The sequence below is a fragment of the Escherichia sp. WS1451 genome, assembly GCF_046487365.1.
GTDB classification, from domain to species: domain Bacteria; phylum Pseudomonadota; class Gammaproteobacteria; order Enterobacterales; family Enterobacteriaceae; genus Escherichia; species Escherichia coli.
Genome location: NZ_JBJQJP010000028.1, coordinates 21,291 through 47,077, shown reverse-complemented (window position 1 = coordinate 47,077; position 25,787 = coordinate 21,291). Strand labels below are relative to the sequence as shown.

General features: G+C 49.2%; 25 protein-coding genes and 2 tRNA genes. 11 read left to right on the top strand and 16 right to left on the bottom strand.

Annotated elements, in window-relative coordinates; all coding sequences use genetic code 11:
- Window positions 1-13 precede the first annotated feature (13 nt).
- From ACJHX7_RS23365 to cydA, 13 genes are all read right to left on the bottom strand, one after another.
- A tRNA-Val gene (locus tag ACJHX7_RS23365) sits at window positions 14-89 on the bottom strand.
- Window positions 90-124: 35 nt separating this feature from the next.
- Window positions 125-200, bottom strand: a tRNA-Lys gene (locus ACJHX7_RS23360).
- A 164-nt stretch (window positions 201-364) separates the two neighbouring features.
- Entirely contained in the window at window positions 365-1,156 is a 792-nt protein-coding gene (gene cpoB / locus ACJHX7_RS23355; RefSeq protein ID WP_000097569.1) for a cell division protein CpoB, read from the bottom strand.
- A 9-nt stretch (window positions 1,157-1,165) separates the two neighbouring features.
- Window positions 1,166-1,687 carry a peptidoglycan-associated lipoprotein Pal gene (pal, locus tag ACJHX7_RS23350; RefSeq protein WP_001295306.1) on the bottom strand — a complete coding sequence of 174 codons (522 nt, stop codon included), beginning with the start codon at window positions 1,685-1,687 and terminating at the stop codon, window positions 1,166-1,168.
- A gap of 34 nt (window positions 1,688-1,721) precedes the next feature.
- Window positions 1,722-3,014: a Tol-Pal system beta propeller repeat protein TolB gene (tolB, locus tag ACJHX7_RS23345; protein ID WP_001295307.1), complete on the bottom strand. Its 1,293-nt coding sequence runs from the start codon at window positions 3,012-3,014 to the stop codon at window positions 1,722-1,724.
- A gap of 132 nt (window positions 3,015-3,146) precedes the next feature.
- Window positions 3,147-4,412: a cell envelope integrity protein TolA gene (gene tolA / locus ACJHX7_RS23340; RefSeq protein WP_000030637.1), complete on the bottom strand. Its 1,266-nt coding sequence runs from the start codon at window positions 4,410-4,412 to the stop codon at window positions 3,147-3,149.
- Between the two features lie 64 nt (window positions 4,413-4,476).
- The gene (gene tolR, locus ACJHX7_RS23335) at window positions 4,477-4,905 is read right to left on the bottom strand and encodes a colicin uptake protein TolR (RefSeq protein ID WP_000090097.1); all 429 of its coding nucleotides are present in this window, start codon (window positions 4,903-4,905) and stop codon (window positions 4,477-4,479) included.
- A 3-nt stretch (window positions 4,906-4,908) separates the two neighbouring features.
- Window positions 4,909-5,601, bottom strand: a complete 693-nt coding sequence (gene tolQ, locus ACJHX7_RS23330; protein WP_000131314.1) for a Tol-Pal system protein TolQ — start codon at window positions 5,599-5,601, stop codon at window positions 4,909-4,911.
- Window positions 5,598-6,002: a tol-pal system-associated acyl-CoA thioesterase gene (gene ybgC / locus ACJHX7_RS23325; protein WP_001098384.1), complete on the bottom strand. Its 405-nt coding sequence runs from the start codon at window positions 6,000-6,002 to the stop codon at window positions 5,598-5,600. The genes tolQ and ybgC overlap by 4 nt, the downstream gene beginning before the upstream one ends.
- A gap of 149 nt (window positions 6,003-6,151) precedes the next feature.
- Complete coding sequence (gene ybgE / locus ACJHX7_RS23320) at window positions 6,152-6,445, bottom strand: cyd operon protein YbgE (protein WP_000034602.1); 294 nt, start codon at window positions 6,443-6,445, stop codon at window positions 6,152-6,154.
- Complete coding sequence (gene cydX / locus ACJHX7_RS23315; RefSeq protein ID WP_000270282.1) at window positions 6,445-6,558, bottom strand: cytochrome bd-I oxidase subunit CydX; 114 nt, start codon at window positions 6,556-6,558, stop codon at window positions 6,445-6,447. The genes ybgE and cydX overlap by 1 nt, the downstream gene beginning before the upstream one ends.
- 14 nt (window positions 6,559-6,572) lie before the next feature.
- A complete protein-coding gene (cydB, locus tag ACJHX7_RS23310; protein WP_000568275.1) occupies window positions 6,573-7,712 on the bottom strand; it encodes a cytochrome d ubiquinol oxidase subunit II in 1,140 nt (379 codons plus the stop codon).
- Between the two features lie 15 nt (window positions 7,713-7,727).
- A complete protein-coding gene (gene cydA / locus ACJHX7_RS23305) occupies window positions 7,728-9,296 on the bottom strand; it encodes a cytochrome ubiquinol oxidase subunit I (RefSeq protein WP_000884361.1) in 1,569 nt (522 codons plus the stop codon).
- Window positions 9,297-10,101: 805 nt separating this feature from the next.
- Here cydA and ACJHX7_RS23300 point away from each other — a divergent pair.
- From ACJHX7_RS23300 to cobO, 11 genes are all read left to right on the top strand, one after another.
- Window positions 10,102-11,046: a hypothetical protein gene (locus tag ACJHX7_RS23300; protein WP_022645391.1), complete on the top strand. Its 945-nt coding sequence runs from the start codon at window positions 10,102-10,104 to the stop codon at window positions 11,044-11,046.
- Window positions 11,047-11,126: 80 nt separating this feature from the next.
- Window positions 11,127-11,549 (top strand): hypothetical protein, encoded by a 423-nt coding sequence (locus ACJHX7_RS23295; protein WP_000613114.1) that lies wholly within the window; start codon window positions 11,127-11,129, stop codon window positions 11,547-11,549.
- A gap of 546 nt (window positions 11,550-12,095) precedes the next feature.
- Complete coding sequence (glmS, locus tag ACJHX7_RS23290; protein WP_000710397.1) at window positions 12,096-12,545, top strand: methylaspartate mutase subunit S; 450 nt, start codon at window positions 12,096-12,098, stop codon at window positions 12,543-12,545.
- Window positions 12,545-13,933 carry a methylaspartate mutase accessory protein GlmL gene (glmL, locus tag ACJHX7_RS23285; RefSeq protein WP_410231706.1) on the top strand — a complete coding sequence of 463 codons (1,389 nt, stop codon included), beginning with the start codon at window positions 12,545-12,547 and terminating at the stop codon, window positions 13,931-13,933. Before glmS ends, glmL begins: the two co-directional genes overlap by 1 nt.
- Before the next feature lie 18 nt (window positions 13,934-13,951).
- Complete coding sequence (locus ACJHX7_RS23280) at window positions 13,952-15,397, top strand: methylaspartate mutase subunit E (protein WP_094030448.1); 1,446 nt, start codon at window positions 13,952-13,954, stop codon at window positions 15,395-15,397.
- The gene (locus ACJHX7_RS23275; RefSeq protein WP_094030447.1) at window positions 15,397-16,638 is read left to right on the top strand and encodes a methylaspartate ammonia-lyase; all 1,242 of its coding nucleotides are present in this window, start codon (window positions 15,397-15,399) and stop codon (window positions 16,636-16,638) included. Before ACJHX7_RS23280 ends, ACJHX7_RS23275 begins: the two co-directional genes overlap by 1 nt.
- A gap of 3 nt (window positions 16,639-16,641) precedes the next feature.
- Complete coding sequence (locus ACJHX7_RS23270; RefSeq protein WP_094030446.1) at window positions 16,642-18,012, top strand: acyclic terpene utilization AtuA family protein; 1,371 nt, start codon at window positions 16,642-16,644, stop codon at window positions 18,010-18,012.
- Window positions 18,009-18,326 carry a DUF4387 domain-containing protein gene (locus ACJHX7_RS23265; protein ID WP_000813947.1) on the top strand — a complete coding sequence of 106 codons (318 nt, stop codon included), beginning with the start codon at window positions 18,009-18,011 and terminating at the stop codon, window positions 18,324-18,326. Before ACJHX7_RS23270 ends, ACJHX7_RS23265 begins: the two co-directional genes overlap by 4 nt.
- A gap of 160 nt (window positions 18,327-18,486) precedes the next feature.
- Window positions 18,487-19,767, top strand: coding sequence for a dicarboxylate/amino acid:cation symporter (locus tag ACJHX7_RS23260; RefSeq protein WP_000724204.1), 1,281 nt, complete (start codon window positions 18,487-18,489; stop codon window positions 19,765-19,767).
- Between the two features lie 107 nt (window positions 19,768-19,874).
- Window positions 19,875-21,527 (top strand): class I fumarate hydratase, encoded by a 1,653-nt coding sequence (locus ACJHX7_RS23255; protein WP_094030445.1) that lies wholly within the window; start codon window positions 19,875-19,877, stop codon window positions 21,525-21,527.
- Between the two features lie 9 nt (window positions 21,528-21,536).
- Complete coding sequence (cobO, locus tag ACJHX7_RS23250; RefSeq protein WP_000388207.1) at window positions 21,537-22,139, top strand: cob(I)yrinic acid a,c-diamide adenosyltransferase; 603 nt, start codon at window positions 21,537-21,539, stop codon at window positions 22,137-22,139.
- Between the two features lie 33 nt (window positions 22,140-22,172).
- Here the strand turns inward: cobO and ACJHX7_RS23245 are convergent, their stop codons facing one another.
- The 3 genes from ACJHX7_RS23245 to sucC all read right to left on the bottom strand — a co-directional run bounded on the left by ACJHX7_RS23245 (window position 22,173) and on the right by sucC (window position 25,779).
- Window positions 22,173-23,078, bottom strand: coding sequence for a LysR substrate-binding domain-containing protein (locus ACJHX7_RS23245; protein WP_001214260.1), 906 nt, complete (start codon window positions 23,076-23,078; stop codon window positions 22,173-22,175).
- A gap of 665 nt (window positions 23,079-23,743) precedes the next feature.
- On the bottom strand, window positions 23,744-24,613 hold the full coding sequence (gene sucD, locus ACJHX7_RS23240; protein ID WP_000025458.1) for a succinate--CoA ligase subunit alpha: 870 nt from the start codon (window positions 24,611-24,613) through the stop codon (window positions 23,744-23,746).
- A complete protein-coding gene (sucC, locus tag ACJHX7_RS23235; protein ID WP_001048602.1) occupies window positions 24,613-25,779 on the bottom strand; it encodes an ADP-forming succinate--CoA ligase subunit beta in 1,167 nt (388 codons plus the stop codon). Before sucC ends, sucD begins: the two co-directional genes overlap by 1 nt.
- Window positions 25,780-25,787: the final 8 nt, after the last annotated feature.

Genomic DNA, 25,787 nt, shown 5'->3' with positions numbered 1-25,787 from the left:
GCTAACGACCCGGTGGTGGGTGATGACGGGATCGAACCGCCGACCCCCTCCTTGTAAGGGAGGTGCTCTCCCAGCTGAGCTAATCACCCGATACTACGCTGGATACTACAACTAATTATGTTAGTGGTGGGTCGTGCAGGATTCGAACCTGCGACCAATTGATTAAAAGTCAACTGCTCTACCAACTGAGCTAACGACCCACTTTTTCGTTGCTTTCGGTTTGTTTGATATCCCGTGGCAACGGCGGCATATATTACTGATTTCAGACTTGAGCGCAACAAAAATTTCGATGTAGATCACTCAACTGCTTATGATTCGCACGACACGACCAGAAATAATGCGACTTCTGGTCGTGTGTTATGCATTACATCGCGTTCAGACGTTTTTGCGCCTGTTTAGCGCCATCAGTACCAGGGTATTTACTGATAACCTGCTGGTATACGGCTTTCGCTTTTGCGGTGTCACCTTTGTCCTGCATGATGACGCCGACTTTAAACATCGCATCTGCAGCCTTTGGTGACTTCGGATAGTTTTTCACTACCGAAGCAAAATAGTACGCCGCATCATCTTTTTTACCCTTGTTGTAGTTTAACTGACCCAGCCAATAATTGGCGTTTGGCAGGTAAGTTGAATCAGGGTAATTTTTGATGAAATTCTGAAATGCCACCATTGCGTCATCCTGGCGGGATTTATCCTGCACCAGCGCAATAGCTGCATTGTAATCCGTGTTTGCATCACCGCTTTTCACCGGCGCGCCAGCATTCGCAGTACCAGCATCAGCTGTCGGCGTCGTTGATGCCGCCGCACCGCTTTGATCACCGCTGGTTGATTGCGCCGCTGCACCACCGCTGCTGAGGCTGTCGATCTGCAACAGGATCTGCTTTTGCCGCTCCACGACCTGATTCAGTTGATACTGATTTTCCTGAATCTGACCACGCAGGGAATCAATATCGGATTGATTATCAGAGAGTTGTTGCTGGAGTTGGGTTAAAAGCTGGCTGTGAGCATTAGAAATACGCTCAAGTTGAGTGACGCGGTCTTCGACCGAGCCTGAGCCGACACTACTGATTGGTGCCTGAGCAAAAGCGGCCCAGGGGGCCGCTATACCAACCAGTAACGACAGACTCAATAGTTGATGTCTGAAGTTACTGCTCATGCAATTCTCTTAGTAAACCAGTACCGCACGACGGTTTTTGGAGTATGCCGCTTCGTCATGACCCAGTACTGCAGGTTTTTCTTTACCGTAAGAAACGATGGAGATCTGGTCTGCAGAAACGCCTTTACCCTGCAGGTACATCTTAACGGCGTTCGCACGACGTTCACCCAGGGAGATGTTGTATTCCGGAGTACCACGTTCGTCCGCGTGACCTTCTACGGTGACTTTGTAAGACGGGTTGCTACGCAGGAAGTTTGCATGTGCATCCAGCATTTGAGCGAAGTCAGAACGGATATCGTACTTGTCCAGATCGAAGTAAACGATGTTGTTCTGCTGCAGCTGTTGCATTTGCAGACGAGCCTGCTCTTCGGAAGACATGTTGCCGTTGCCGCCGTTCGCATCCATACCAGTGCCGGCACCCAGCATGCCTTCGCTGCCGTCATTGCTGGCGTTCTTGTTGGAAGAACATGCCGCAATTGCCATAACAGGCAGAGCAATCATCAGCCCTTTCAGCACTTTGTTCAGTTGCATTTCAATGATTCCTTTACTATTCAATTAATTATTATCACAGATACGGCGACCAGGCAGGGAATTTGACCTGTCCATCAGTTGCCGGAAGACGCGCTTTGAAACGCCCATCTGTAGAAACCAAATTCAGCACGGATCCCATCCCCTGAGAAGAGCTGTAGATTACCATAGTGCCGTTAGGTGCCAGACTTGGCGTTTCATCCAGGAACGTGGACGACAGAACTTGTACGCCTCCCGTTGCCAGATCTTGTTTGGCAATGTGCTGCTGTCCACCGTTGGAGCTAACCATTACCATAAATTTACCGTCGCTGCTGACATCCGCATCCTGGTTCTGCGAACCTTCCCAGGTAATACGTTGTGGCGCACCGCCGTTGATATTCACTTTATAAACCTGTGGACGACCGGCCTGGTCAGAAGTAAATGCAAGGTTCTGGCTATCCGGGAACCAGGTCGGTTCGGTATTGTTACTGCGACCATCAGTCACCTGGCGGATCTGACCAGAAGCCAAATCCATTACGTACAGGTTCAGACTACCGGTTTTCGACAAGGCGAATGCCAGTTTGCTGCCGTCTGGCGAGAATGCAGGTGCACCGTTGTGACGCGGGAATGAAGCCACCTGACGTACAGCGCCATTTGCCAGCGTCTGAATAACCAGCGCGGAACGACCGCTTTCGAAGGTCACATAAGCCAGTTTAGAACCGTCTGGTGACCACGCCGGAGACATCAGCGGCTGCGGTGAACGGTGAACGACAAACTGGTTGTAACCGTCATAGTCAGATACGCGCAGTTCATACGGGAACTGACCGCCGTTGGTCTGAACAACGTAGGCAATACGGGTACGAAACGCACCTTTAATGCCGGTCAGTTTTTCAAACACTTCATCACTGGCGGTATGACCAGCATAACGCAGCCACTGCTTGTTCACTTTGTACGAGTTCTGAGCAAGTACAGTACCCGGTGCGCCGCCAGTGTCAACAAGTTGATAAGCAACATTGTAAGAACCATCCGGATTCGGAGTGACCTGACCGACAACTACAGCGTCAATACCCAGCGCGGACCATGCAGCTGGTTGTACTTCCTGCGCACTACCCGGCTGCTGTGGCAGACGAGCGCGATCTAACGGATTAAATTTACCGCTGTTACGCAAGTCGGCAGCAACGATGCCGCCAATATCTTCAGGTGCCGCACCAGGGCCCGCCCACTGGAAAGGAACAACTCCAATAGGACGACCGGAATCTACACCGCTGTCGATCACAATGCGGACTTCAGCATGCAGAACTGATGCCCACAGTATGAGAAAACCAAATGCTACTCGTAATGCCTGCTTCATCATATCTCCCTTATCTGGACCGATGGCCCACGATAATTTAGCAGAATGTTAACAAACTAAAATACACAAAACTACCAGAACCCCGTGGCAACCGGTGCCTGATGTTGACCGTCGGAACAGTCAACATCGCGATTACGGTTTGAAGTCCAATGGCGCGTTTTTGAACACTTCATATACTGCCTGGCTTGGTGGTTTCGGGATCTTCGCAAGTTTAGCTGCTGCCAACGCAGCCTGACAAAGTGCGGGATCGCCACCTTCAGGTTTGATATCCAGTAACATGCCATCGGGTGCCAGTTTTATGCGCAGCGTACAGGTTTTGCCTGCATAGGACGATGCGTCATAGAACTTACTTTCGATAGCAGATTTAATCTGCCCGGCATAGTTATTGATATCGGCCCCTGATGCGCCATTGTTTTTAGTATTACCACTCCCGGCTGGCGAAGCATTGTTCCCTTTCGCCCCTCCCCCCGTTTTCGGTGCATTCTTACCAGAGCTTAGCTCACCGAAAATATCATCTGCCTCTGCGGCAGCTTTTGCTGCAGCGGCTTTTTCAGCTGCTGCTTTTGCCGCTGCCGCTTTTTTGTCTGCGGCGGCTTTTTCTGCCGCTGCTTTCTTATCAGCTGCTGCCTTTTCAGCAGCCGCTTTTTCTGCTGCTTTTTTGTCGGCTGCCGCTTTCTCTGCTGCCGCTTTCTTATCAGCTGCAGCCTTTTCAGCAGCCGCTTTCTTCTCAGCTTCTGCTTTGGCTTTTTCAGCAGCTTCAGTTGCCGCTTTCTTTCTTGCTTCAGCTGCAGCTGCTTCTGCCGCTTCCGCTTTCTTCTTCAGTGCCGCCGCGGCTGCCTCGGCTTTTTTCTGCGCTTCGGCTGCGGCTTTGGCGGCTTCTGCTTCTGCTTTTTTCTTCGCGTCTGCAGCCGCTTTCTTCGCTGCTTCTTCCGCAGCTTTTGCATCCGCTTCAGCCTTCGCTTTAGCATCTGCCGCCGCTTTCGCTGCCGCTTCTTCCGCTTGCTTCTGCTTTAACTCGGCCTGTTTTGCGGCTTCTTCAGCCTGCTTTTTCTGTTCCTGAGCCGCTAACCGCTCTTTCTCAAGTTGCTTCAGGCGTTCCTGTTCAGCCGCTTGTTTCTCACGCAGTTCTTCAGCAGCCTGCTGTTCCTTCATCTTGCGCTGCTCATCAGAACGCTTCGCGCTTGATTCCTGGCTTTGCATGCGTTTGTACTGCTCAACTACCGCACCTGAATCAACCATGACAGCGTCGATGGACGAACCACCGCCGCCTCCGGCTGAAGCTTCTATATTCTCATCGAACGAACTCCAGATCAGCGCCGCAAATAAGATGACATGCAGCACTGCTGAAATAATTATCGCCCGTTTGAGCTTGTCGTTTTGTTCGGTTGCCTTTGACACTCTCGGTTTCCAAAAACTGTTCGCCTGTTACCCGCTCTCTTTCAAGCAAGGGAAACGCAGATGTTTAGATAGGCTGCGTCATTAAACCAACCGATTTCACACCCGCACTATGTAACAAGTTCAGTGCTTTAATTATTTCATCGTAAGGCACATCTTTTGCGCCACCGATCAGAAAGACCGTTTTCGGGTTGGCCTTGAAACGGCTGGACACTTCCGCCACCACCTGCTCTGGTGGTAAACGCTCCAGGCGATCTTTCTCAACCACCACGGTGTACTGACCAATACCAGACACTTCAACAATCACTGGCGGATTATCGTTACTGCTCACCGCCTGTGATTCAGTAGCGTCTGGCAGATCGACCTCCACGCTCTGGGTAATGATGGGCGCTGTCGCCATAAAGATCAGCAACAGCACCAGCAGTACGTCCAGCAACGGTACAATGTTGATTTCGGACTTGAGATCGCGACGACCTCGTCCACGCGCTCTGGCCATGGCTTACCCCTTGTTGCTCTCGCTAACGGTAAACGCCTGGCGGTGCAGAATCGCGGTAAACTCTTCCATAAAGTTGTCGTAATTCAGTTCCAGCTTGTTTACGCGCTGGTTGAGGCGGTTATAAGCCATTACCGCCGGAATTGCGGCGAACAGACCAATTGCCGTCGCAATCAACGCTTCTGCGATACCGGGCGCAACCATTTGCAGTGTCGCTTGTTTTACTGCCCCGAGGGCGATAAAGGCGTGCATGATCCCCCAGACCGTACCAAACAGACCAATATACGGGCTGATGGAGCCAACCGTACCGAGGAACGGAATGTGCGTTTCCAGATTTTCAAGTTCACGGTTCATGGAGATACGCATAGCACGCGACGCCCCTTCCACTACGGCTTCCGGCGCATGGCTATTGGCACGATGCAGGCGCACAAACTCTTTGAACCCGCTGTAAAAGATTTGTTCCGAACCAGTCAGATTATCCCGTTTCCCCTGACTCTCTTGATAGAGGCGAGAGAGTTCGATTCCAGACCAGAATTTATCTTCAAACGCTTCGGCTTCACGCGCCGCTGCGTTAAGAATACGGGTCCGCTGGATAATAATGGCCCAGGATGCGATTGAAAAACCAATCAAAATCAACATGATAAGTTTAACCAGAAGGCTAGCCTTCAGGAACAAATCAAGGATATTCATGTCAGTCACTGCTTAAACTCCGCGACAATAGACTTGGGAAGCGCACGAGGCTTCATTTTGAGTGGGTCAACGCAAACAACCAGAACCTCTGCTTCATTCAGCAAAGTATTCTCGGCGTTGACAATACGTTGCGTGAAAACCAAAGAGGTGCCACGCATTGATGTTATTTCAGTCTGTATTTCGAGCATATCGTCGAGCCGCGCAGGTGCATAATATTCCACCGTCATTTTACGCACCACAAAGGCAACGCGTTCAGCCATCAGCGCCTGCTGACTGAAGTGATGATGACGCAGCATCTCTGTGCGTGCTCTTTCATAAAAAGCGACGTAACTGGCGTGGTACACCACACCACCGGCATCGGTATCTTCATAGTAGACGCGAACCGGCCATCGAAACAGCGTTGTATTCACTTTACATCCCGGTAATGCAACAAAAGTTAGAGCTTTTAAACGCTGCTACTATACGCGCGCGATTGAGGTTTGGGAATGAGGGCAAGTTAAGGGAGCGTAAAAATTTATGGGCCTGAAGCGGCCCATAAATTTTTAAAGAGAATTCTGATTTAAAAGAAGAAGAAAATCAGCCCGACAATGAGAACAATATCGGCAAGCAATGGGCAAAAAATCCCTTGCCAGAGAACCTTCTGCGGACGAAAGCCCACGCCGTGAATCACACCAGCACAGACGGCCCACATCAGCAATAAACCATGCCAGATTTCCAGTTCACTGGTCTTCGCGGCAAAACGAGATGGGTCCCAAAACATACATCCTGCTAACAGAAGCGCCATCACGAAGGAAAGCGCCCGCAGGGGGCGCTTGTCCATTACCGCATACAAGGTTGCGATAATCTTACTCATCAGATGTCTTCTTGACCGGCTTTGCCTGATTCGACGTGCTCAAGCGCCAGCGCGGTGATTACCCCAAACGAACAGGCAAGAAGCGTTCCCAGAATCCATGCGAAATACCACATTTTTAGCTCCTTACTTAGTACAGAGAGTGGGTGTTACGTTCAATATCTTCTTTGGTGATACGACCGAACATTTTCCAGTAACACCAGGCGGTGTAGAGCAGAATGATCGGTACCAGAACCACCGCAACCCAGGTCATGACGTTAAGTGTCAGCTGGCTGGAAGTTGCATCCCACATTGTCAGACTTGCGTTCATCATGGTGCTGGACGGCATCACAAACGGGAACATTGCGATACCGGCAGTCAGGATGATGCAGGCCAGCGTCAGGGAGGAGAACACAAACGCCCACGCGGCTTTATCCATACGTGCAGTCAGGATGGTCAGCAGCGGCAGAACCACACCCAGTGCCGGAATAGCCCACAGAATTGGCGTGTTGTTGAAGTTAACCAGCCATGCGCCAGCTTCACGAACCACTTCTTTATTCAGCGGGTTAGAGGCTGCGTAATGGTCCATTGTCGATTTCACGACATAACCATCGATACCGTACATCACCCATACGCCAGCCAGTGCGAAGCAGACCAGTGTCACCAGTGCCGCCACCTGAGCCGTTGCACGGGTACGCAGGTGCAGTTCGCCCACGGTACGCATTTGCAGATAGGTTGCGCCCTGAGTAATGATCATCCCTACGCTCACCACGCCTGCCAGCAGGCCGAACGGGTTAAGCAGCTGGAAGAAGTTACCGGTGTAGTACAGACGCAGATATTCATCAACGTTGAACGGTACGCCCTGCAACAGGTTACCGAACGCTACACCAATCACCAGCGGCGGAACGAAGCTACCAATGAAGATGCCCCAGTCCCACATGTTACGCCAGCGGGTTTCTTCAATCTTGGAGCGGTAGTCAAAACCGACCGGACGGAAGAACAAAGACGCCAGCACGAGGATCATCGCCACATAGAAGCCGGAGAACGCAGCGGCATAGACCATCGGCCAGGCAGCAAAGAGTGCGCCGCCCGCGGTGATCAGCCAAACCTGGTTACCGTCCCAGTGTGGAGCAATGGAGTTAATCATAATTCGACGCTCGGTGTCGTTACGACCGAGGAAACGGGTGAGCATGCCCACCCCCATGTCGAAACCGTCAGTGACTGCAAAACCAATCAGCAGAACGCCAACCAGCAGCCACCAGATAAAACGCAATACTTCATAATCGATCATTTGACGACTCCTGTCTTAGCGTGCCGGCTGAGTAGTCGTGGAAGACTGCTCAAAGTGATAGCGACCGGTTTTCAGGCTGCTTGGGCCGAGGCGTGCAAACTTGAACATTAAGAACAATTCTGCCACCAGGAACAGGGTATACAGGCCGCAAATCAGCACCATTGAGAAGATGAGATCGCCTGCGGTCAGTGACGAGTTCGCCACAGCTGTCGGCAGCACTTCACCGATAGCCCACGGTTGGCGGCCATATTCAGCCACAAACCAGCCCGCTTCTACAGCAATCCACGGCAGCGGAATACCGTACAGCGCGGCGCGCAGCAGCCATTTTTTCTCGCCAATGCGGTTGCGGATGACACTCCAGAAAGAGAGCGCGATGATTGCCAGCAGCAGGAAGCCACACGCCACCATGATACGGAACGCGAAGTACAGCGGCGCTACACGCGGAATGGAGTCTTTGGTTGCCTGTTGAATCTGTGCTTCAGTCGCATCAGCCACGTTTGGCGTATAGCGTTTCAGCAGCAGACCGTAACCGAGGTCTTTCTTCATGCTATTGAACTGGTCACGAACCGCCTGGTCGGTAGAACCAGAACGCAGTTGCTCGAGCAGAGAGTACGCCTTCATCCCGTTACGAATGCGTTCTTCATGCTGCACCATCAGTTCTTTCAGGCCGATAACTGGAGTATCCACGGAACGCGTTGCAATGATGCCCAGCGCGTAAGGGATCTGGATCGCAAATTTGTTCGTCTCCTCTTCCTGATCAGGAATGCCGAACAGAGTAAAGGCAGCAGGCGCAGGTTGCGTTTCCCACTCGGCTTCAATAGCAGCCAGTTTGGTTTTCTGCACGTCGCCCATTTCGTAACCAGATTCATCACCCAGAACAATAACAGACAGAACGGCAGCCATACCGAAGCTGGCAGCGATAGCAAAGGAGCGTTTAGCGAAGGCGAAGTCACGACCTTTCAGCATATACCATGCGCTGATACCGAGGATGAACATCGCGCCAGTCACATAACCAGACGCTACAGTGTGAACGAATTTCACCTGAGCAACCGGGTTAAGCACCAGCTCGGAGAAGCTCACCATCTCCATACGCATAGTTTCAAAGTTGAAATCGGACGCGATTGGGTTTTGCATCCAGCCGTTCGCAACCAGAATCCACAGTGCGGACAGGTTTGAACCGAGCGCCACCAGCCAGGTGACACACATATGCTGAACTTTACCCAGACGATCCCAACCGAAGAAGAACAGACCTACAAAGGTGGATTCGAGGAAGAAGGCCATTAGACCTTCGATTGCCAGCGGCGCACCGAAGATATCCCCTACATAGTGGGAATAGTAAGACCAGTTAGTCCCGAACTGGAACTCCATGGTCAGACCGGTAGCCACACCCAGAGCGAAGTTGATACCAAACAACTTGCCCCAGAACTTGGTCATATCTTTATAAATCTGTTTGCCGGAAAGGACGTAGACCGTTTCCATAATGGCCAGCAGGAACGCCATACCGAGCGTCAGTGGCACAAAAAGGAAGTGGTACATCGCGGTCAAGGCAAACTGTAAGCGCGACAGTTCGACTATATCTAACATCATGACTCCTTGCTCATCGCATGAAGACTCCGAGAGTGAACCCCGTTAGAAAGGGTCACACGCATGCCCCAATACAAAATTATTTGCTCGCCTCTATCGTTGCCATTTCATCAAAAGAGGAAAAGACAATGATAAAAAAGTTACAAATATGTTAATGAATAAACCAAATTGATCCCGTAATTATATTACGCCGCAAAATCCTTACAATAAACAGGTTTTTATTGAGCAAATTTGCATTTTTCGACAGTGATCAATTTATAGCGAAATTGTCACGATCTCACCAATTTGATCTACGACAATTTATCGTGTTTTGCAGATTTTTTTCAAGAATTAAAAATTGATTTATATCAAAACCAACCAAATATGTTAATTATGTATAAACCATAGATCATTGGTGATTTTATTGTTAATTTATTGTGAAATATTTATGCAACACAATTATTACAATGAAAAGGTATAGATAAAAAACCAGTGTTTTATTTAACAGAACCGCCTTATCCACTTTTTATAATACCAATTGATTAGATTAGCCAATTTGTTGCTATTTTACATAACATATTTTTATCAAAGTTAATTGATTGTTGCCTTTATGAGCACCGGCCGTAAGCCCGTTATGTTATTGTTTCATTAGTAATAATCACTTAAATGTATCGATGAAACAGGTATGACTTAGCGGGAGTGATTGTTTCTGAGTGAACAGAGACCACTTTCGCCTGATAAATGAAAAATGAGCGATTTTTGCAAGTTAGTTTTTCTATAGCCGAGTACGCTCAGCGCCTCGCTTGATTACAATGAGGTTGCTGCTATGAGTCCTGATAATATCAGTTCTGCTGTCAATCGCTTCTCAGGTTGGCCATCTAATGATCCTCTAAAAACAGATAAAGAATCAATGACATCACCCATGACTGTGCAGGTAATAAAGATGATTGCCGCCATCCTTGACCCATATCGGATAGTCGTTGGAATCGATACACTTTATACAACGCAGCGCGAAACATTTACCTCAGAGAGTCAACAGCTCATTGAATCAGCATTGCAAACACTTCATGTGATAAATTTAAATAACCTGGAAACAAATCTCGATGAGGACGGTCACTATCTGGCTTTTGGATATAACGTTGACACTCCTGACAGAATAACCGTTTCTGCTTATAATGAAAAAAAGCCTGACTGCTATGGCCAATGTCTTTTAATACAGGATGACGAAACAGACTTATTTAACCTGATAAAAGTTAAAATTTTTGAAGCCAGGCATAATTATGTCGCTCAATTGATGAGCGATCCCGAATTTATGTTCAAATTTAGTTATAGCGCTCAACAAAATAGATTAGAACCTCATCTTCTGGTTCCCACTTATTTCCCTCTAAAAACAAACGAACCGGTTACGCAAGAGGATGTACTGTTACTTTATCGTTTCTTTAAAATGGATGGTGATTTTAATATATTAACATCAGATGAATACATGAGTATCATGACACCTCTGATGAAGTGTGAGCGTAGCATCCACGACCACAACAGGTATGTGACGGGCAAAGATACCCTTCTTCTGGACTATCCTCCTTCTGGTAACCAGATATATTTCCATATTTTTCCTGACGAATCAGCAACACTAGTCCTTTATTTTTCAAACAATGACATTGAATGTTTCGTCTTTGAAAGAGATATTCCGAGCCAGTATCGCTTTTTCAAAATGTTTACCAATCTGGCACTGGTTATTGATCAGTTAACCGATGCCAATCAAATACTTTAATTTTTATATATTCCCTGTGGCAAATATTGCTAAACAATGCCCGGGGATTAATTTTTATTACTCACGGAAAGATTTAAATAATGATCCCATCTCAAATCTCTTTCAACACCCTTCCTGTCAATGCAACATACGCTTCAGAGACAACAGTTGACACACAAAAATTCTCTGACATCCTCTACTCAGCGGGGTGTTCCCTAAAGGATCTGGCTTATCTGAGCAGATGTCTGGCATCAATACATCCGACTATCGCCAAAAACATTTATGAAACAGAAAATCTCAGCGATCAAAAATTACTACATATTGATTGCCGTAGTACAAATGAAATCAAGATAAATATTTTTTTTGGTCAACAACGAGAAGGATTAATTGAAATTAATTCTGACACTGTCATTTTTTCGATATTGTCTTCATTAATTGACTCCGCCATTTCTAAATTTCAACACCAAATCCCCGTTAACGGTTCAGTTAATCGTGAACTATTGTATGAGGATTATACTGATTAAATCCACCCAGTCGCGAAAATGGCCTGCGTTATTGCCAGACGTAATAAAACCTTTGATTAACGTTACTCATACTGGTAGCACCTTCATGTACCTCTCTTTTTTACGAAAAATCAAAAGAGCTAACTAAGGTCATAATTCGCATGAATCATTAACCATTTGTTATTTTCAACATTATTTTTACATTAAGCAGAGATGAATTGCAGTGAAATTCGACTTAAATTTTATGAAATGCATTTACTCATGGCTAAACCCATATCACTAAAATGCAAATTAGAAGTAGATCACAAATACCTCAATACACCAAATCAAGTTAATTTTAAAAATTTAACATTCATGACATTAGTTGACATAACACACTGAATTAACATGAGAATTTAAAAACATACTTTAAACAATCATTTCCCGAAAGACATTTTGAAAATAGATCAATTGCAACATTACGGTCAGATAAAGACACTCCTGTGATATTAAACCTGTGCCGTTATGAACGGCCATAAATACGACGTGTGTAACTTATTTTACTCTCTGTCTTACAAAGGATTACCCATGAAGAAAGCAACACTTGTGATTGGCGTTATTGGCGCGGACTGCCATGCAGTAGGCAATAAAGTTCTGGACCGCGTTTTTAGCAACCATGGCTTCAGAGTCATTAATCTGGGCGTAATGGTCAGCCAGGACGAATATATTGATGCGGCCATTGAAACTGGCGCTGACGCGATTGTCGTCTCCTCTATCTATGGGCATGGCGATATCGACTGTCTGGGCATGCGCGAACGCTGCATCGAGCGTGGACTAGGGGACATCCTGCTCTATGTGGGCGGTAACCTGGTGGTCGGAAAACATGACTTCGCTGACGTGGAAACCAAATTCAAAGAGATGGGATTTGATCGCGTCTTTGCCCCAAGTCATGACTTAGAAGATGTTTGTCAGCTGATGGCACACGATATCAACCAACGTCATGACGTTGATACTCGTATTCTTGAAGAGGCAATCTGATGCAAATCGTCTCTGTCGATATTGGATCGACGTGGACCAAAGCAGCCCTCTTCGCCCGGGAGGGGGACGCGTTAACGTTGGTTAACCAGGTACTGACCCCAACCACCACCCATCATCTGGCGAAGGGGTTTTTCTCCAGCCTGAACCTGGTGTTAAACGTAGATAATGCCCTCCCCCTGTTTAACAACGGTGAGGTTGCATTGAAGTATTCCTCCTCTGCCAAAGGTGGGCTGGCGGTTGCCGCAATGGGATTGGTGCCTTCTATCACCCTGGAAACCGCGAAAGTAACCGCTCACTCTGCGGGGGCTAAAATTGCGCAATATTACTCCTACAAGCTGAACCGCCGTGATATCCAGGCACTGGAAGAAACGCAGCCCGATATTCTCTTGTTCACCGGCGGCACCGACGGCGGAGAAGAAAGTTACGGCCTGAATAACGCCCGTGTGCTGGCAGAATCCAAACTCGACTGCGCCATTATTTATGCCGGAAACCGGGATATTCAGGACGAGGTGCAGGAGATCCTAGGGCATAAAGACCTGACCATCGTCGACAACGTTCTGCCCGATCTTGACCATCCGAACCCTTTAGCTGCACGCCAGGCTATCTGCGACATATTCCTTAAACGCATCATTAAAGGGAAAGGGCTGGATGTCGTTGTTGATAAAACAGGCGAAGAACCAATGCCGACACCGTGGACAGTCTTTGAACTGGTTAAGGCAATCAGTAATGTCGATCACAGCTGGAAAGAGTTCATGCTGATCGACATGGGTGGCGCAACCACCGATGTCTATTCCGCCTGTGCCAACAAGCTCTCGCCCGACACCGTTTTACACGGCGTACCGGAACCCTTCGTGAAACGGACGGTGGAAGGCGATCTGGGAATGCGCGTCTCGGCAATGGTGGTTGGTGAAAGTGCGAAAGAGTTAGTCAATGTGAATTTTGCTCAGCAACCCGCACAGCTGGACGCTTTTTATCATTACCTCCGTCATCTAGTCGCTCATCCCGACTACTTACCCGCGAATGCAGAAGAAAAATATTTCGATACAGTCCTGGCCGGACTGTGTGTGGGTTATGCCACCGAAAGACATGCGGGCACCAAAAAAGAGGTCTGCACCTGCGTCGGCAATGTCGATTTACAGATGGGACGTGACCTGACAACCGTGCGTAAAGTCGTCGGATCCGGCGGATGGCTCTCGCGTGCCAGTCAGTTCGATATGCATCACTGGTTGAAATACCGCGAGTTAAACGACGACGGTAAACGCATTCTCTTACCGACCGAATTTGAATATTACCGCGATTCCCGGGGGCTATTACCACTGCTGGCAAACGTCGCCAGAGTCGATCCGCTGGCCGCCGCGCGCACCAGTATTCAATGCTTAACCCTATAACAATTAAGGCTGCAATCAATGGAACTTCGAAATAAGAAATTAACCCATGACGAATTCATGACCGAGCGGCAACAGGTACTGAAAACCTGGGAAACCGGCAAGGATGTTGAAAACTTTGAAGATGGCGTTAAATACCAACAAACCATTCCTGAGCATAAACGCTTCTCTCTTGCTCTACTGAAAGCAGACAAGGAAGGTAAAACTCTTAGCCAACCGCGCGCAGGCGTGGCGCTGATGGACGAACACATCGAACTACTGAAAACACTACAAGAAGAGTGCGATCTGCTGCCGAGCACCATCGATGCATATACCCGTCTGAATCGGTACGAAGAAGCGGCTGTAGGGATTAAAAAATCCATCGAAGCCGGAACCTCTAAACTGAACGGTTTACCGGTCGTTAACCACGGCGTCGCAGCTTGCCGTCACCTCACCGAAACTCTGCAAAAACCGCTACAGATCCGCCACGGCACGCCAGATGCGCGTCTGCTGGCTGAAATCTCGATGGCCAGCGGCTTTACCAGTTATGAAGGCGGCGGCATTTCCTACAATATTCCGTATGCCAAGCGCGTAACGCTGGAAAAATCGATCCGCGACTGGCAGTACTGCGACCGTTTAATGGGGATGTATGAAGAACACGGGATCCGCATCAACCGCGAACCGTTTGGCCCACTAACGGGTACCCTGATCCCGCCGTTTATCTCGCACTCTATCGCGATAATCGAAGGATTACTGGCGCTGGAACAGGGTGTGAAATCTATCACCGTTGGTTATGGACAGGTCGGCAGCCTGACGCAGGATGTCGCGGCGATCCAGTCTCTGCGTGAACTTGCACACGAATACTTTCAGAGCTATGGCTATACAGACTATGAATTAAGTACCGTATTTCACCAGTGGATGGGCGGCTTTCCGGAAGACGAATCGAAAGCGTTCGCTATTATCTCCTGGGGCGCAGCCGTCGCGGGGATGTCTGGTGCCACCAAAGTCATCACCAAAAGTCCGCACGAAGCCTGGGGTATCCCGACTGCCGCTGCCAACATTCAGGGGCTGAAAGCCTCCCGCCAGATGCTCAACATGGTCAACGAGCAGAAATTCCCGCCGTGCCCTGCGGTTGAACTGGAAATTGAACTGATTAAGAGCGAGGTTCGCGCGGTACTGAATAAAGTGTTCGAACTGGGTAATGGTGATATTGCGCGCGGTACGGTGCTGGCATTTGAAGCGGGCGTACTGGATGTGCCGTTTGCGCCAGCCGCCTGCAACGCGGGCAAAATTCTTCCGGTCCGTGACAACACCGGCGCGATACGCGTACTGGAAGCCGGAGCCGTTCCATTGCCAAAAGATATTCTCGACCTCCACCACGATTACGTTGCTGAACGCGCACGCTTTGAAGGACGCCAACCGACATTCCAGATGGTTGTAGATGACATCAATGCTGTATCCCACAGTAAATTAATAGGAAGACCATAATGAAAATAAAACAGGCCCTGTTCACCGCTGGCTACTCCTCATTCTATTTCGATGACCAGCAGGCGATAAAAAACGGAGCGGGTCACGACGGCTTTTTTTATACCGGGGAGCCAGTAACACAGGGGTTTAACGCCGTACGTCAGGCCGGGGAGTGCGTATCGGTACAGTTGATTCTGGAAAACGGCGCGGTCGCCGTAGGTGACTGTGCTGCCGTACAGTATTCCGGGGCAGGTGGTCGCGATCCACTGTTCCTCGCAGAGCACTTTATTCCGTTCCTCAACGACCATATCAAGCCATTACTGGTAGGCCGCGATGTGGATGCTTTCCTGCCGAATGCCCGTTTCTTCGACAAATTGCGTATTGACGGCAACTTGCTACATACCGCCGTGCGCTACGGATTATCACAGGCGCTGCTTGATGCTACCGCGCTGGCAACCGGCCGTCTGAAAACTGAAGTAGTTTGCGATGAATGTCAGTTGCCACGCGTGGCGGAATCCATTCCATTATTTGGTCAGAGCGGGGACGATCGATATATCGCCGTCGATAAGATGATCCTTAAAGGCATCGACGTGCTGCCCCATGCACTGATTAATAACGTCGAAGAGAAACTGGGCTTTAAAGGTGAAAAACTGCGCGAATATGTCCGCTGGCTGTCGGATCGTATTCTGAGCAAGCGCACCAGCGCACGCTACCACCCTACCCTGCACATCGATGTATACGGCACTATCGGTCTGATCTTCGATATGGATCCGCTTCGCTGTGCGCAATACATCGCCAGCCTGGAAAAAGAAGCGCAAGGCCTGCCGCTCTACATTGAAGGGCCGGTCGATGCCGGTAACAAGCCCGATCAAATTCGCCTGCTGACCGCGATTACCAAAGAGCTGACGCGCCTCGGTTCCGGCGTGAAAATTGTGGCCGATGAATGGTGTAACACCTACCAGGATATTGTTGATTTCACTGATGCCGCCAGTTGTCACATGGTGCAAATCAAAACCCCGGATCTGGGCAGTATTCACAACATCGTCGATGCGGTTCTTTACTGCAACAGCCACAGCATGGAAGCGTACCAGGGCGGCACCTGCAATGAAACTGATGTCAGTGCCCGCACCTGTGTCCACGTCGCCCTTGCCGCTCGCCCTATGCGTATGCTGGTAAAGCCAGGGATGGGCTTTGACGAAGGCCTCGATATCGTCTTCAACGAAATGAATCGTACTATCGCGCTGTTGCAGGCTAAGGATTAACAAATGGCTCGTTCTTTTAAAGTCTTATCGCCAACGGCAATCCTCGGGTATGGATTCCCGGAAGAGAGCTTCCGCAAAGCGATGGCAGAATCGCCCGATCTGATCGCCGTTGATGCAGGCTCTTCCGATCCTGGCCCCCACTACCTCGGAGCGGGCAAACCGTTTACCGATCGCGCAGGGGTCAAGCGCGATCTGCGCTATATGATCACCGCAGGCGTGCAAAATAATATACCGGTGGTGATCGGAACGGCCGGCGGTTCTGGTGCCGCTCCACACCTGGAGTGGTGCCGAGAAATAATTCATGAGATTGCCCGGGAAGAGCAACTCGTGTTCTCGATGGCGCTGATCCCGGCAGACGTTGACAAAGCCATCGTCCACCAGGCGCTGGATAACGGCAAAATCACGGCGCTGGATTTTGTCCCGCCGTTAACCCACGACGCGATTGACGAAAGTACGTATATCGTCGCGCAAATGGGCATCGAACCCTTCCAGCAGGCGCTGAAAGAAGGCGCGCAAGTGGTGCTGGGCGGGCGCGCTTACGACCCGGCCTGCTTTGCTGCGCTACCGATCATGCAAGGCTTTGATGAAGGTCTGGCGCTGCATTGTGGGAAAATCCTTGAATGCGCGGCAATCGCCGCAACGCCCGGCTCAGGCTCTGACTGTGCGATGGGCATCATTGATGACAACGGCTTTACGCTGAAGACATTTAATCCGAAGCGTAAATTTACCGAAACGTCAGCGGCTGCACACACACTGTATGAGAAATCCGATCCCTACTTCCTGCCTGGACCTGGCGGCGTGTTGAACCTGAAAGGCTGCACATTTAAAGCGGTCAATGACGGCGAAGTGTACGTCAGCGGTTCTAAGCATGAAGAAACGCCGTATGCCCTGAAACTGGAAGGTGCGCGACGGGTGGGCTTCCGCTGTCTGACCATCGCAGGAACGCGCGACCCGATCATGATCGCCGGGATCGATAAAATCATCGATGAAGTCAAAACCAGCGTTTCGCGTAACCTGTCGCTCGACGATGACAGCATTCGCATCAATTTCCACCTGTACGGCAAAAACGGGGTGATGGGCGACCATGAACCGATGCAAACTGCCGGGCATGAGCTGGGGATTGTCCTTGATGTAGTTGCACCGACCCAGGAAATTGCCAACAGCGTTTGCTCGCTGGTGCGCTCTACCATGCTGCACTACGGCTATGAAAACCGCATCGCTACCGCAGGCAATCTGGCGTTCCCGTTCTCCCCTTCTGATATCCAGGGCGGGCCGGTATACGAATTTTCCATATATCACCTGATTGAAGCCAACGACGCTCTGCGTTTTGATTTCCATATTGAACAGGTGACGCCAGAAGGAGTTCAGGCATGAAACAGTCAATTGTCTCACTGGCGCAAGTCATTCGTTCGAAAAATGCCGGACCTTACGAACTGGTTTTAGATATTTTATTTAAAACGAAAGAAAACTATGAGCGAGTTAAATCATCAGGGCAATTAACCCCAGAACTGATTGCGCGCTTATATCATGTTGAACCTGACTTTATTCACCGTATTGTCTGGTTTGATCCTTCTAACGCAGTAAAAATCGTCATGCCACGAGATATTATCTCCGGGAATGTAGGTGACAATGATGTCTATGGTGCACAGCAACATGCACCTTTATTAAATATGAGTTTCGATTTGTAAAAATCCGAATACTTTTAGCCAACTGACATCCCGTCACTTATTGCAGTTCAACACTTCAGCTATTTGTAAGGTTGTAATAGCAGGTAGATGCCTGAATCTCTATTCAGGCTTCTACTTCTCCTGATTCTGATTTATCGCCGTGCACCTGATGGAGGAAAAAATGAAGAAAATAAGTTTAACCACGATGATTCTTTTGGCGCTGGTACTTGGAATGATTATCGGCGTAGTGCTCAATAACACTGCTTCACCGGAAACCGCAAAACTCTATGCGCAAGAAATATCGATATTCACGACGATTTTCTTACGACTGATAAAAATGATTATCGCTCCGTTAGTGGTCTCTACCCTGGTGGTAGGTATAGCTAAAATGGGAGATGCCAAAGCCCTTGGTCGTATTTTTTCTAAAACACTCTTTTTATTTATTTGCGCCTCATTGCTGTCAATTGCCTTAGGCTTGATAACGGTAAATTTCTTCATGCCAGGCACAGGAATTAATTTTGTTGCACACGGTGCCGAAACCACCGGAGTGGTCGCGTCAGAACCCTTTACGCTAAAAGTATTTATTTCGCATGCTTTCCCCACCAGCATTGTCGATGCCATGGCGCACAATGAAATTTTGCAAATCGTGGTGTTCTCAATTTTCCTCGGCTGTAGCCTGACGGCGATTGGTGAGAAAGGCAGCGCCATCGTTCACGCCTTAGATTCGCTGGCACATGCCATGTTAAAGCTCACTGGCTACGTCATGCTCTTCGCTCCCCTGACCGTATTCGCCGCTATTTCAGCATTGATTGCTGAACGAGGACTGGCAGTTATGGTGAGCGCCGGGATCTTTATGGGGGAATTTTATTTCACCATGTTGTTACTTTGGGTGCTGCTTATCGGTCTGGCCATCGTTTATGTCGGCCCCTGCATCAGACGCCTGACCCGTGCCCTTTCGGAACCCGCCCTGCTGGCATTTACCACATCCAGTTCTGAAGCGGCTTTTCCGGGAACGCTTGAAAAACTGGAGCAATTTGGCGTTTCCCCCAAAATTGCCAGCTTTGTCTTACCCATTGGCTACTCATTTAATCTCGTTGGATCAATGGCCTACTGCTCCTTCGCCACAGTTTTCATCGCCCAGGCCTGCAATATCCATTTATCCATCGGTGAGCAAATCACCATGCTGTTGATCCTGATGTTGACCTCGAAAGGAATGGCTGGCGTACCACGCGCCTCAATGGTGGTTATCGCCGCCACGCTCAACCAGTTCAATATTCCGGAAGCGGGGCTGATCTTGCTGATGGGCGTTGATCCGTTCCTTGATATGGGGCGTTCCGCGACAAACGTCATGAGCAACGCAATGGGCGCTGCGATGGTGAGTCGGTGGGAAGGCGAACATTTCGGCGAGGGCTGTCGGGGTAAAGCATTAAAACCCAATGAATCGAACGTTGCTCTGCCCTGAGGGGGATCTTAAGCAATCAGAAGCCAATGACTACGCATTTTTATAAGCCGGATCATGAAGTTAGACGGCAATTAAGTAAAACTAACGTTTAAGGTGAAAAGTGAAATATGTCCAAACCATTTATCTGGCAAGAACCGTTTCTACAAAATAAAGACGGTACAGAATATACATTAATTAGCGATCAACATATTACAGTAACGGAATTAGACGGCGAAGAAGTGATAAAAATCGCTCCTGAAGCATTAACGCTGCTTGCCCGGCAGGCATTTTATGAAGCCTCTTTTTTCTTACGTTCCGCTCATTTGCAACAGGTCGCCAGCATTCTTAACGATCCGCACGCCAGTAGTAATGATAAATACGTTGCGTTGCAGTTATTACGTAATGCTGAAGTCTCAGCAAAAGGGGTATTACCCAACTGTCAGGATACCGGCACCGCAACTATTGTTGCCAGTAAAGGGCAACAGATATGGACCGGAGGTAACGACGCTGAAGCCTTAAGCAAAGGCATTTACACCACTTTTCAGGAAAATAATCTGCGCTTTTCACAAAATGCGCCACTGGATATGTATACCGAAGTCAATACGCAAACCAATCTACCGGCGCAGATTGATATCAGCGCCGTCGCTGGTGATGAGTACCATTTTCTCTGTATTAATAAAGGGGGCGGCTCTGCCAATAAAGCCGCGCTTTATCAGGAAACCAAATCCCTATTGCAACCAGAAAAACTGACCGCATTTTTAATCGAAAAAATGAAATCGCTGGGCACCGCTGCCTGCCCGCCTTACCACATCGCCTTTGTCGTCGGAGGGCTTTCAGCCGATCAAACCTTAAAAGTTGCCAAGCTGGCCTCTACGAAATATTACGACAATTTGCCCACCAGCGGAAACGAGCAGGGACAAGCATTCCGTGATATTGAGCTGGAAAAAGTATTGCTCGAGGCCAGTCAGCAATTTGGTATTGGTGCGCAATTTGGGGGTAAATATTTCGCTCATGATATTCGCGTCATTCGTCTGCCGCGTCACGGTGGCTCTTGCCCGATAGCTATGGCGCTCTCCTGTTCTGCGGATCGCAATATCAAAGCAAAAATTAACAAGCACGGTATCTGGCTGGAAAAACTCGAACACAATCCGGGGCAATATATTCCAGCCTCACTGCGGGAAGAAAATCACGCGCAACATGTACAGCTGGATCTAAACCGTCCGTTGCGTGACGTGATGCAGGATCTCGCCAGATTACCGGTAGGCACCCGCGTGTCGTTAAGTGGTCCCATCGTAGTGGCGCGCGATATCGCCCACGCCAAAATAAAAGCGCGGCTGGATAGCGGCGAACCGATGCCGGATTACCTGAAGCATCATATTGTCTATTACGCTGGCCCGGCGAAAACACCGGAGAACATGGCCTGCGGTTCACTGGGTCCAACCACGGGCGGTCGAATGGACGGTTATGTCGATACCTTCCAGGCGGTTGGCGGCAGTCTGGTGATGTTATCGAAAGGTAACCGCAGCCAGCAGGTCACCGATGCCTGTCACAAACATGGCGGCTTCAATCTGGGAAGTATTGGCGGTGCAGCTGCGTTACTGGCGCAAGAATATGTCAAAAGTCTGCGTTGCATGGAATACCCGGAGCTGGGTATGGAAGCGGTGTGGATGATGGAAGTGGAAAATCTGCCCGCATTCATCCTGGTAGATGATAAAGGCAATAATTTCTTTAGTCAGTTTGAGCAGCAACACCGCTGCGCCAGTTGCCCTGCGGGACATTAAGGAAAATGAATGGAAGCGCGAATTTCAACTGAACGGCATGTGCAGCGCCAGCAGAAATTGAAGGAACAGGTCGATACGCGCGTCGCGGCGGCGATAGAGAAAAAAGGGATCTTGATTGTTTTCACCGGCAACGGCAAAGGGAAATCCACTGCCGCGTTTGGTACTGTGACGCGCGCGGTGGGTCATGGCAAAACGGTGGGGGTTGCGCAGTACATCAAGGGGCAATGGGACAACGGCGAATACAACCTTCTCCAGCCGCTGGGGGTTGAGTTTCATATTATGGGAACCGGTTTTACCTGGGAGACACAGAACCGGCAAGCGGATATCGACGCGGCGAAAGAGGTCTGGTCGGAAAGCAAACGGATGCTGGCTGACAAGCGTTACGACTTAGTGGTGCTTGATGAGCTGACCTATATGCTGGCTTACCATTATCTGGACACCGAAGAAGTGATCGCTTCTCTGCAAAACCGCCCGGCACAACAAAGTGTCATTGTCACCGGACGCGGTTGCCACAGTCAGATATTAAAAATGGCGGATACGGTAAGCGAAATCCGCCCCGTCAAACATGCTTTTGATAACGGCATTCAGGCCCAGCCGGGTATCGACTGGTAATAACTGCGCCTGGCATCCCGCCAGGCGCAGGTTTTACATCTCCTGCGGTACGACCGATTTCGCCAGCAACCATTCACGAAATTGCTGCAAGTGCGGTGAGTCAGACTTCTCTTCCTGCCACGTCATAATAAAACGATTACCGGTACGAATAGGCACATCACAGGGAATCACCATATCGCCACTATCCAAATCATGTTGAATAGCGAACCGTGGTAACAGCGCCACGCCGAGATTAGAGCGCACGGCGGCAATCAGCATTGAAAGCAAATCGAAACGTGGTCCGTTATTGACCAGCGGACTGCTAACGCCAGATAAAGCAAACCACTCTTCCCAGCCAGTAATACGGGTGCTTTGATGCAGAAGTGGTAACTCAGTAAGCAGTTCTGCCACTGACAGTTTTTGATCGGACATTGCAAGCAAACTGCCGCTGCATACCGGCAAAATCTCCTCTTCAAAGAGATACTCTACTTCCGCCCAGGGCGCGCAAAAATTTTCGCGCATAATGACAGCATCGTACTCCCGATTAAGAAAATCGCCGTTATTAGCTAAAGAATGAATATTAACAATAATATCGGGATGTAACTTTGTGAATTCATGTAAATTTGGGATTAACCAGTGGGTACTAAAAGTAGGATTAACGGCAAGTTCAATAACCTGAACCGTAGGCTGCCAGGTCATAATGGTATTGGTATCGCGTTCCAGCTTATTTAATGTTTCTTTTACTATCCCCAGGTAATACTTCCCTGCATCATTAAGAAAAATGCGTTTTTTAGAGTGTGAAAATAACGGAGTATGTAAAAATTCCTCCAGCGCACTTACTTGTCTGAATACTGCACTTTGGGTTAACGCTAACTCCTCTGCCGCTCTGGTATAACTTTCATGACGTGCGACGACCTCAAAAGTCACCAGCAGTTCCGTTTTAGGTATTTTTCCTCGCATAATGCCGTCCCTTAAAAATAGTTTAAACCATCAAAAATACATTACTTATTACGAAGTAATGGTAACCAAAGCAGCAATAAATAATTTATAAGAATCATGATTAACATTTATAACCCAGTAAGCCTGGCGTGACAATTATCTTAATCAGATAATAATAATCCGAAAAGCACAGCACCTTTCGAATTATCAGGAATTACATTAAGTGAAAATTATTAAATTGATATCATTTATCATATCTGTGGATATTATGATAAACAATCAACATAGATTTTATTTTTGATTTATAGCATATCCCTCTAAGAATTTTTGCGATGCTTCAATATCCGGGGTAAAGACCCGATCCTGACTGACAAATGGCACGACTTGACGATAAGCGGTGAACATCGCTTTTGTTGATTTACTTAACGCTACGGTCAAACGCTGGGAAGCCAGTGCATCAGGTAACGATTCGAAATTCGCCGTCGTTCTTATTCGTGGCTTGCGGTCGGTCGCGGCAATCCACAGTGGCTGTGGTCATGCAGTCAAGCCTGCAGTCAGATTCCGACCGTGGTTAACGTTTAAGGCATAAAAAAGGCCATCATATGATGGCCAACCATGTCGAAACCGACAGCCCTTCGCCATTCCTGTAGAGGGAAGCGGCGAGGGCTATTTCTTATTACAGATATTTATTTCAGAACAGTTTTCAGTGCTTCACCGATATCCGCCAGGCTGCGAACGGTTTTCACGCCTGCGGCTTCCAGAGCAGCAAATTTCTCATCCGCAGTCCCTTTCCCACCGGCAATGATGGCACCCGCGTGGCCCATACGTTTGCCTTTCGGCGCAGTCACACCAGCGATGTAACCCACAACAGGCTTGGTAACGTGCTCTTTGATGTACGCAGCCGCTTCTTCTTCAGCGCTACCGCCGATCTCACCGATCATCACGATCGCTTCGGTCTGCGGATCTTTTTCGAACATTTCGAGGATGTCGATAAAGTTAGAGCCAGGGATCGGGTCGCCGCCGATACCAACACAGGTCGACTGACCGAAACCGTAATCCGTGGTCTGTTTAACCGCTTCATAGGTCAGTGTACCGGAACGGGAAACGATACCCACTTTACCCGGTTTGTGAATGTGACCAGGCTGGATACCGATTTTGCATTCACCCGGAGTGATAACGCCCGGGCAGTTCGGGCCGATCATGCGAACGCCCGCTTCATCCAGTTTCACCTTCACGGTCAGCATATCCAGCGTCGGGATGCCTTCAGTGATGGTGATAATCAGTTTGATGCCTGCATCAATAGCTTCCAGAATGGAGTCTTTGCAGAACGGTGCTGGTACGTAGATAACAGAAGCGGTAGCGCCAGTAGCAGCAACAGCTTCACGCACGGTGTTGAACACCGGCAGGCCGAGGTGGGTGGTGCCGCCTTTACCTGGGGTTACGCCGCCAACCATTTTAGTGCCGTATGCAATAGCCTGTTCTGAGTGGAAAGTCCCCTGGCTACCGGTAAAGCCCTGGCAGATAACCTTGGTGTTTTTATCAATTAAAATGGACATTATTTCCCCTCCACTGCGGCAACAACCTGCTGAGCTGCATCCGTCAGACCTTTTGCTGCAATAATATTCAGGCCGCTGTCAGCCAGTTTCTTCGCGCCGAGTTCGGCGTTGTTACCTTCCAGACGTACCACGACCGGTACGTTAACACCCACTTCCGCTACCGCGCCGATGATACCGTCAGCGATCAGGTCGCAACGAACGATACCGCCGAAGATGTTAACCAGAACGGCTTTCACTTTGTCGTCAGAGAGGATGATTTTGAACGCTTCGGTTACGCGCTCTTTGGTTGCGCCGCCGCCAACGTCCAGGAAGTTAGCCGGTTCGCCGCCGTGCAGTTTAACGATGTCCATGGTGCCCATCGCCAGGCCTGCGCCGTTAACCATACAACCGATGTTACCGTCCAGCGCAACGTAGTTCAGTTCCCACTGTGCAGCCTGTGCTTCACGCGGATCTTCCTGCGACTGGTCACGCATTTCGCGCAGATCAGGCTGGCGGAACAGTGCGTTGCCGTCAGCACCCAGTTTGCCGTCGAGGCAGATCAGATCGCCCTGTTTGGTAATAACCAGCGGGTTAATTTCGATAAGAGCAAGGTCGCGCTCCAGGAAAATGGTCGCCAGGCCCATGAAGATTTTGGTGAACTGCTGAACCAGTTTACCTTCCAGACCCAGTTTGAACGCCAGCTCGCGTCCCTGATACGGCATCGGGCCAGTCAGCGGATCAAGCGCAACTTTGTGGATCAGGTGCGGAGTTTCTTCCGCCACTTTTTCGATTTCCACGCCGCCTTCGGTGGAGGCCATAAAGACCACGCGACGTGAACTACGGTCTACAACGGCACCGAGATACAGCTCTTTAGCGATATCGGTCGCTGCTTCAACCAGAATCTGGTTAACCGGTTGGCCATTGGCATCTGTTTGATACGTTACCAGACGCTTGCCCAGCCAGTTTTCTGCAAAAGCACGGATGTCTTCTTTGCTGTTTACCACTTTCACACCGCCCGCTTTACCGCGGCCACCAGCGTGAACCTGACATTTCACTACCCACGGACCGGCACCGATTTTTGAAGCGGCTTCTTCTGCTTCGCGCGGAGTAGTACAGGCATAACCCACCGGTGCTGGTAAGCCATAGCGGGCAAAAAGTTGTTTTGCCTGATATTCATGTAAGTTCATGTGTTCTG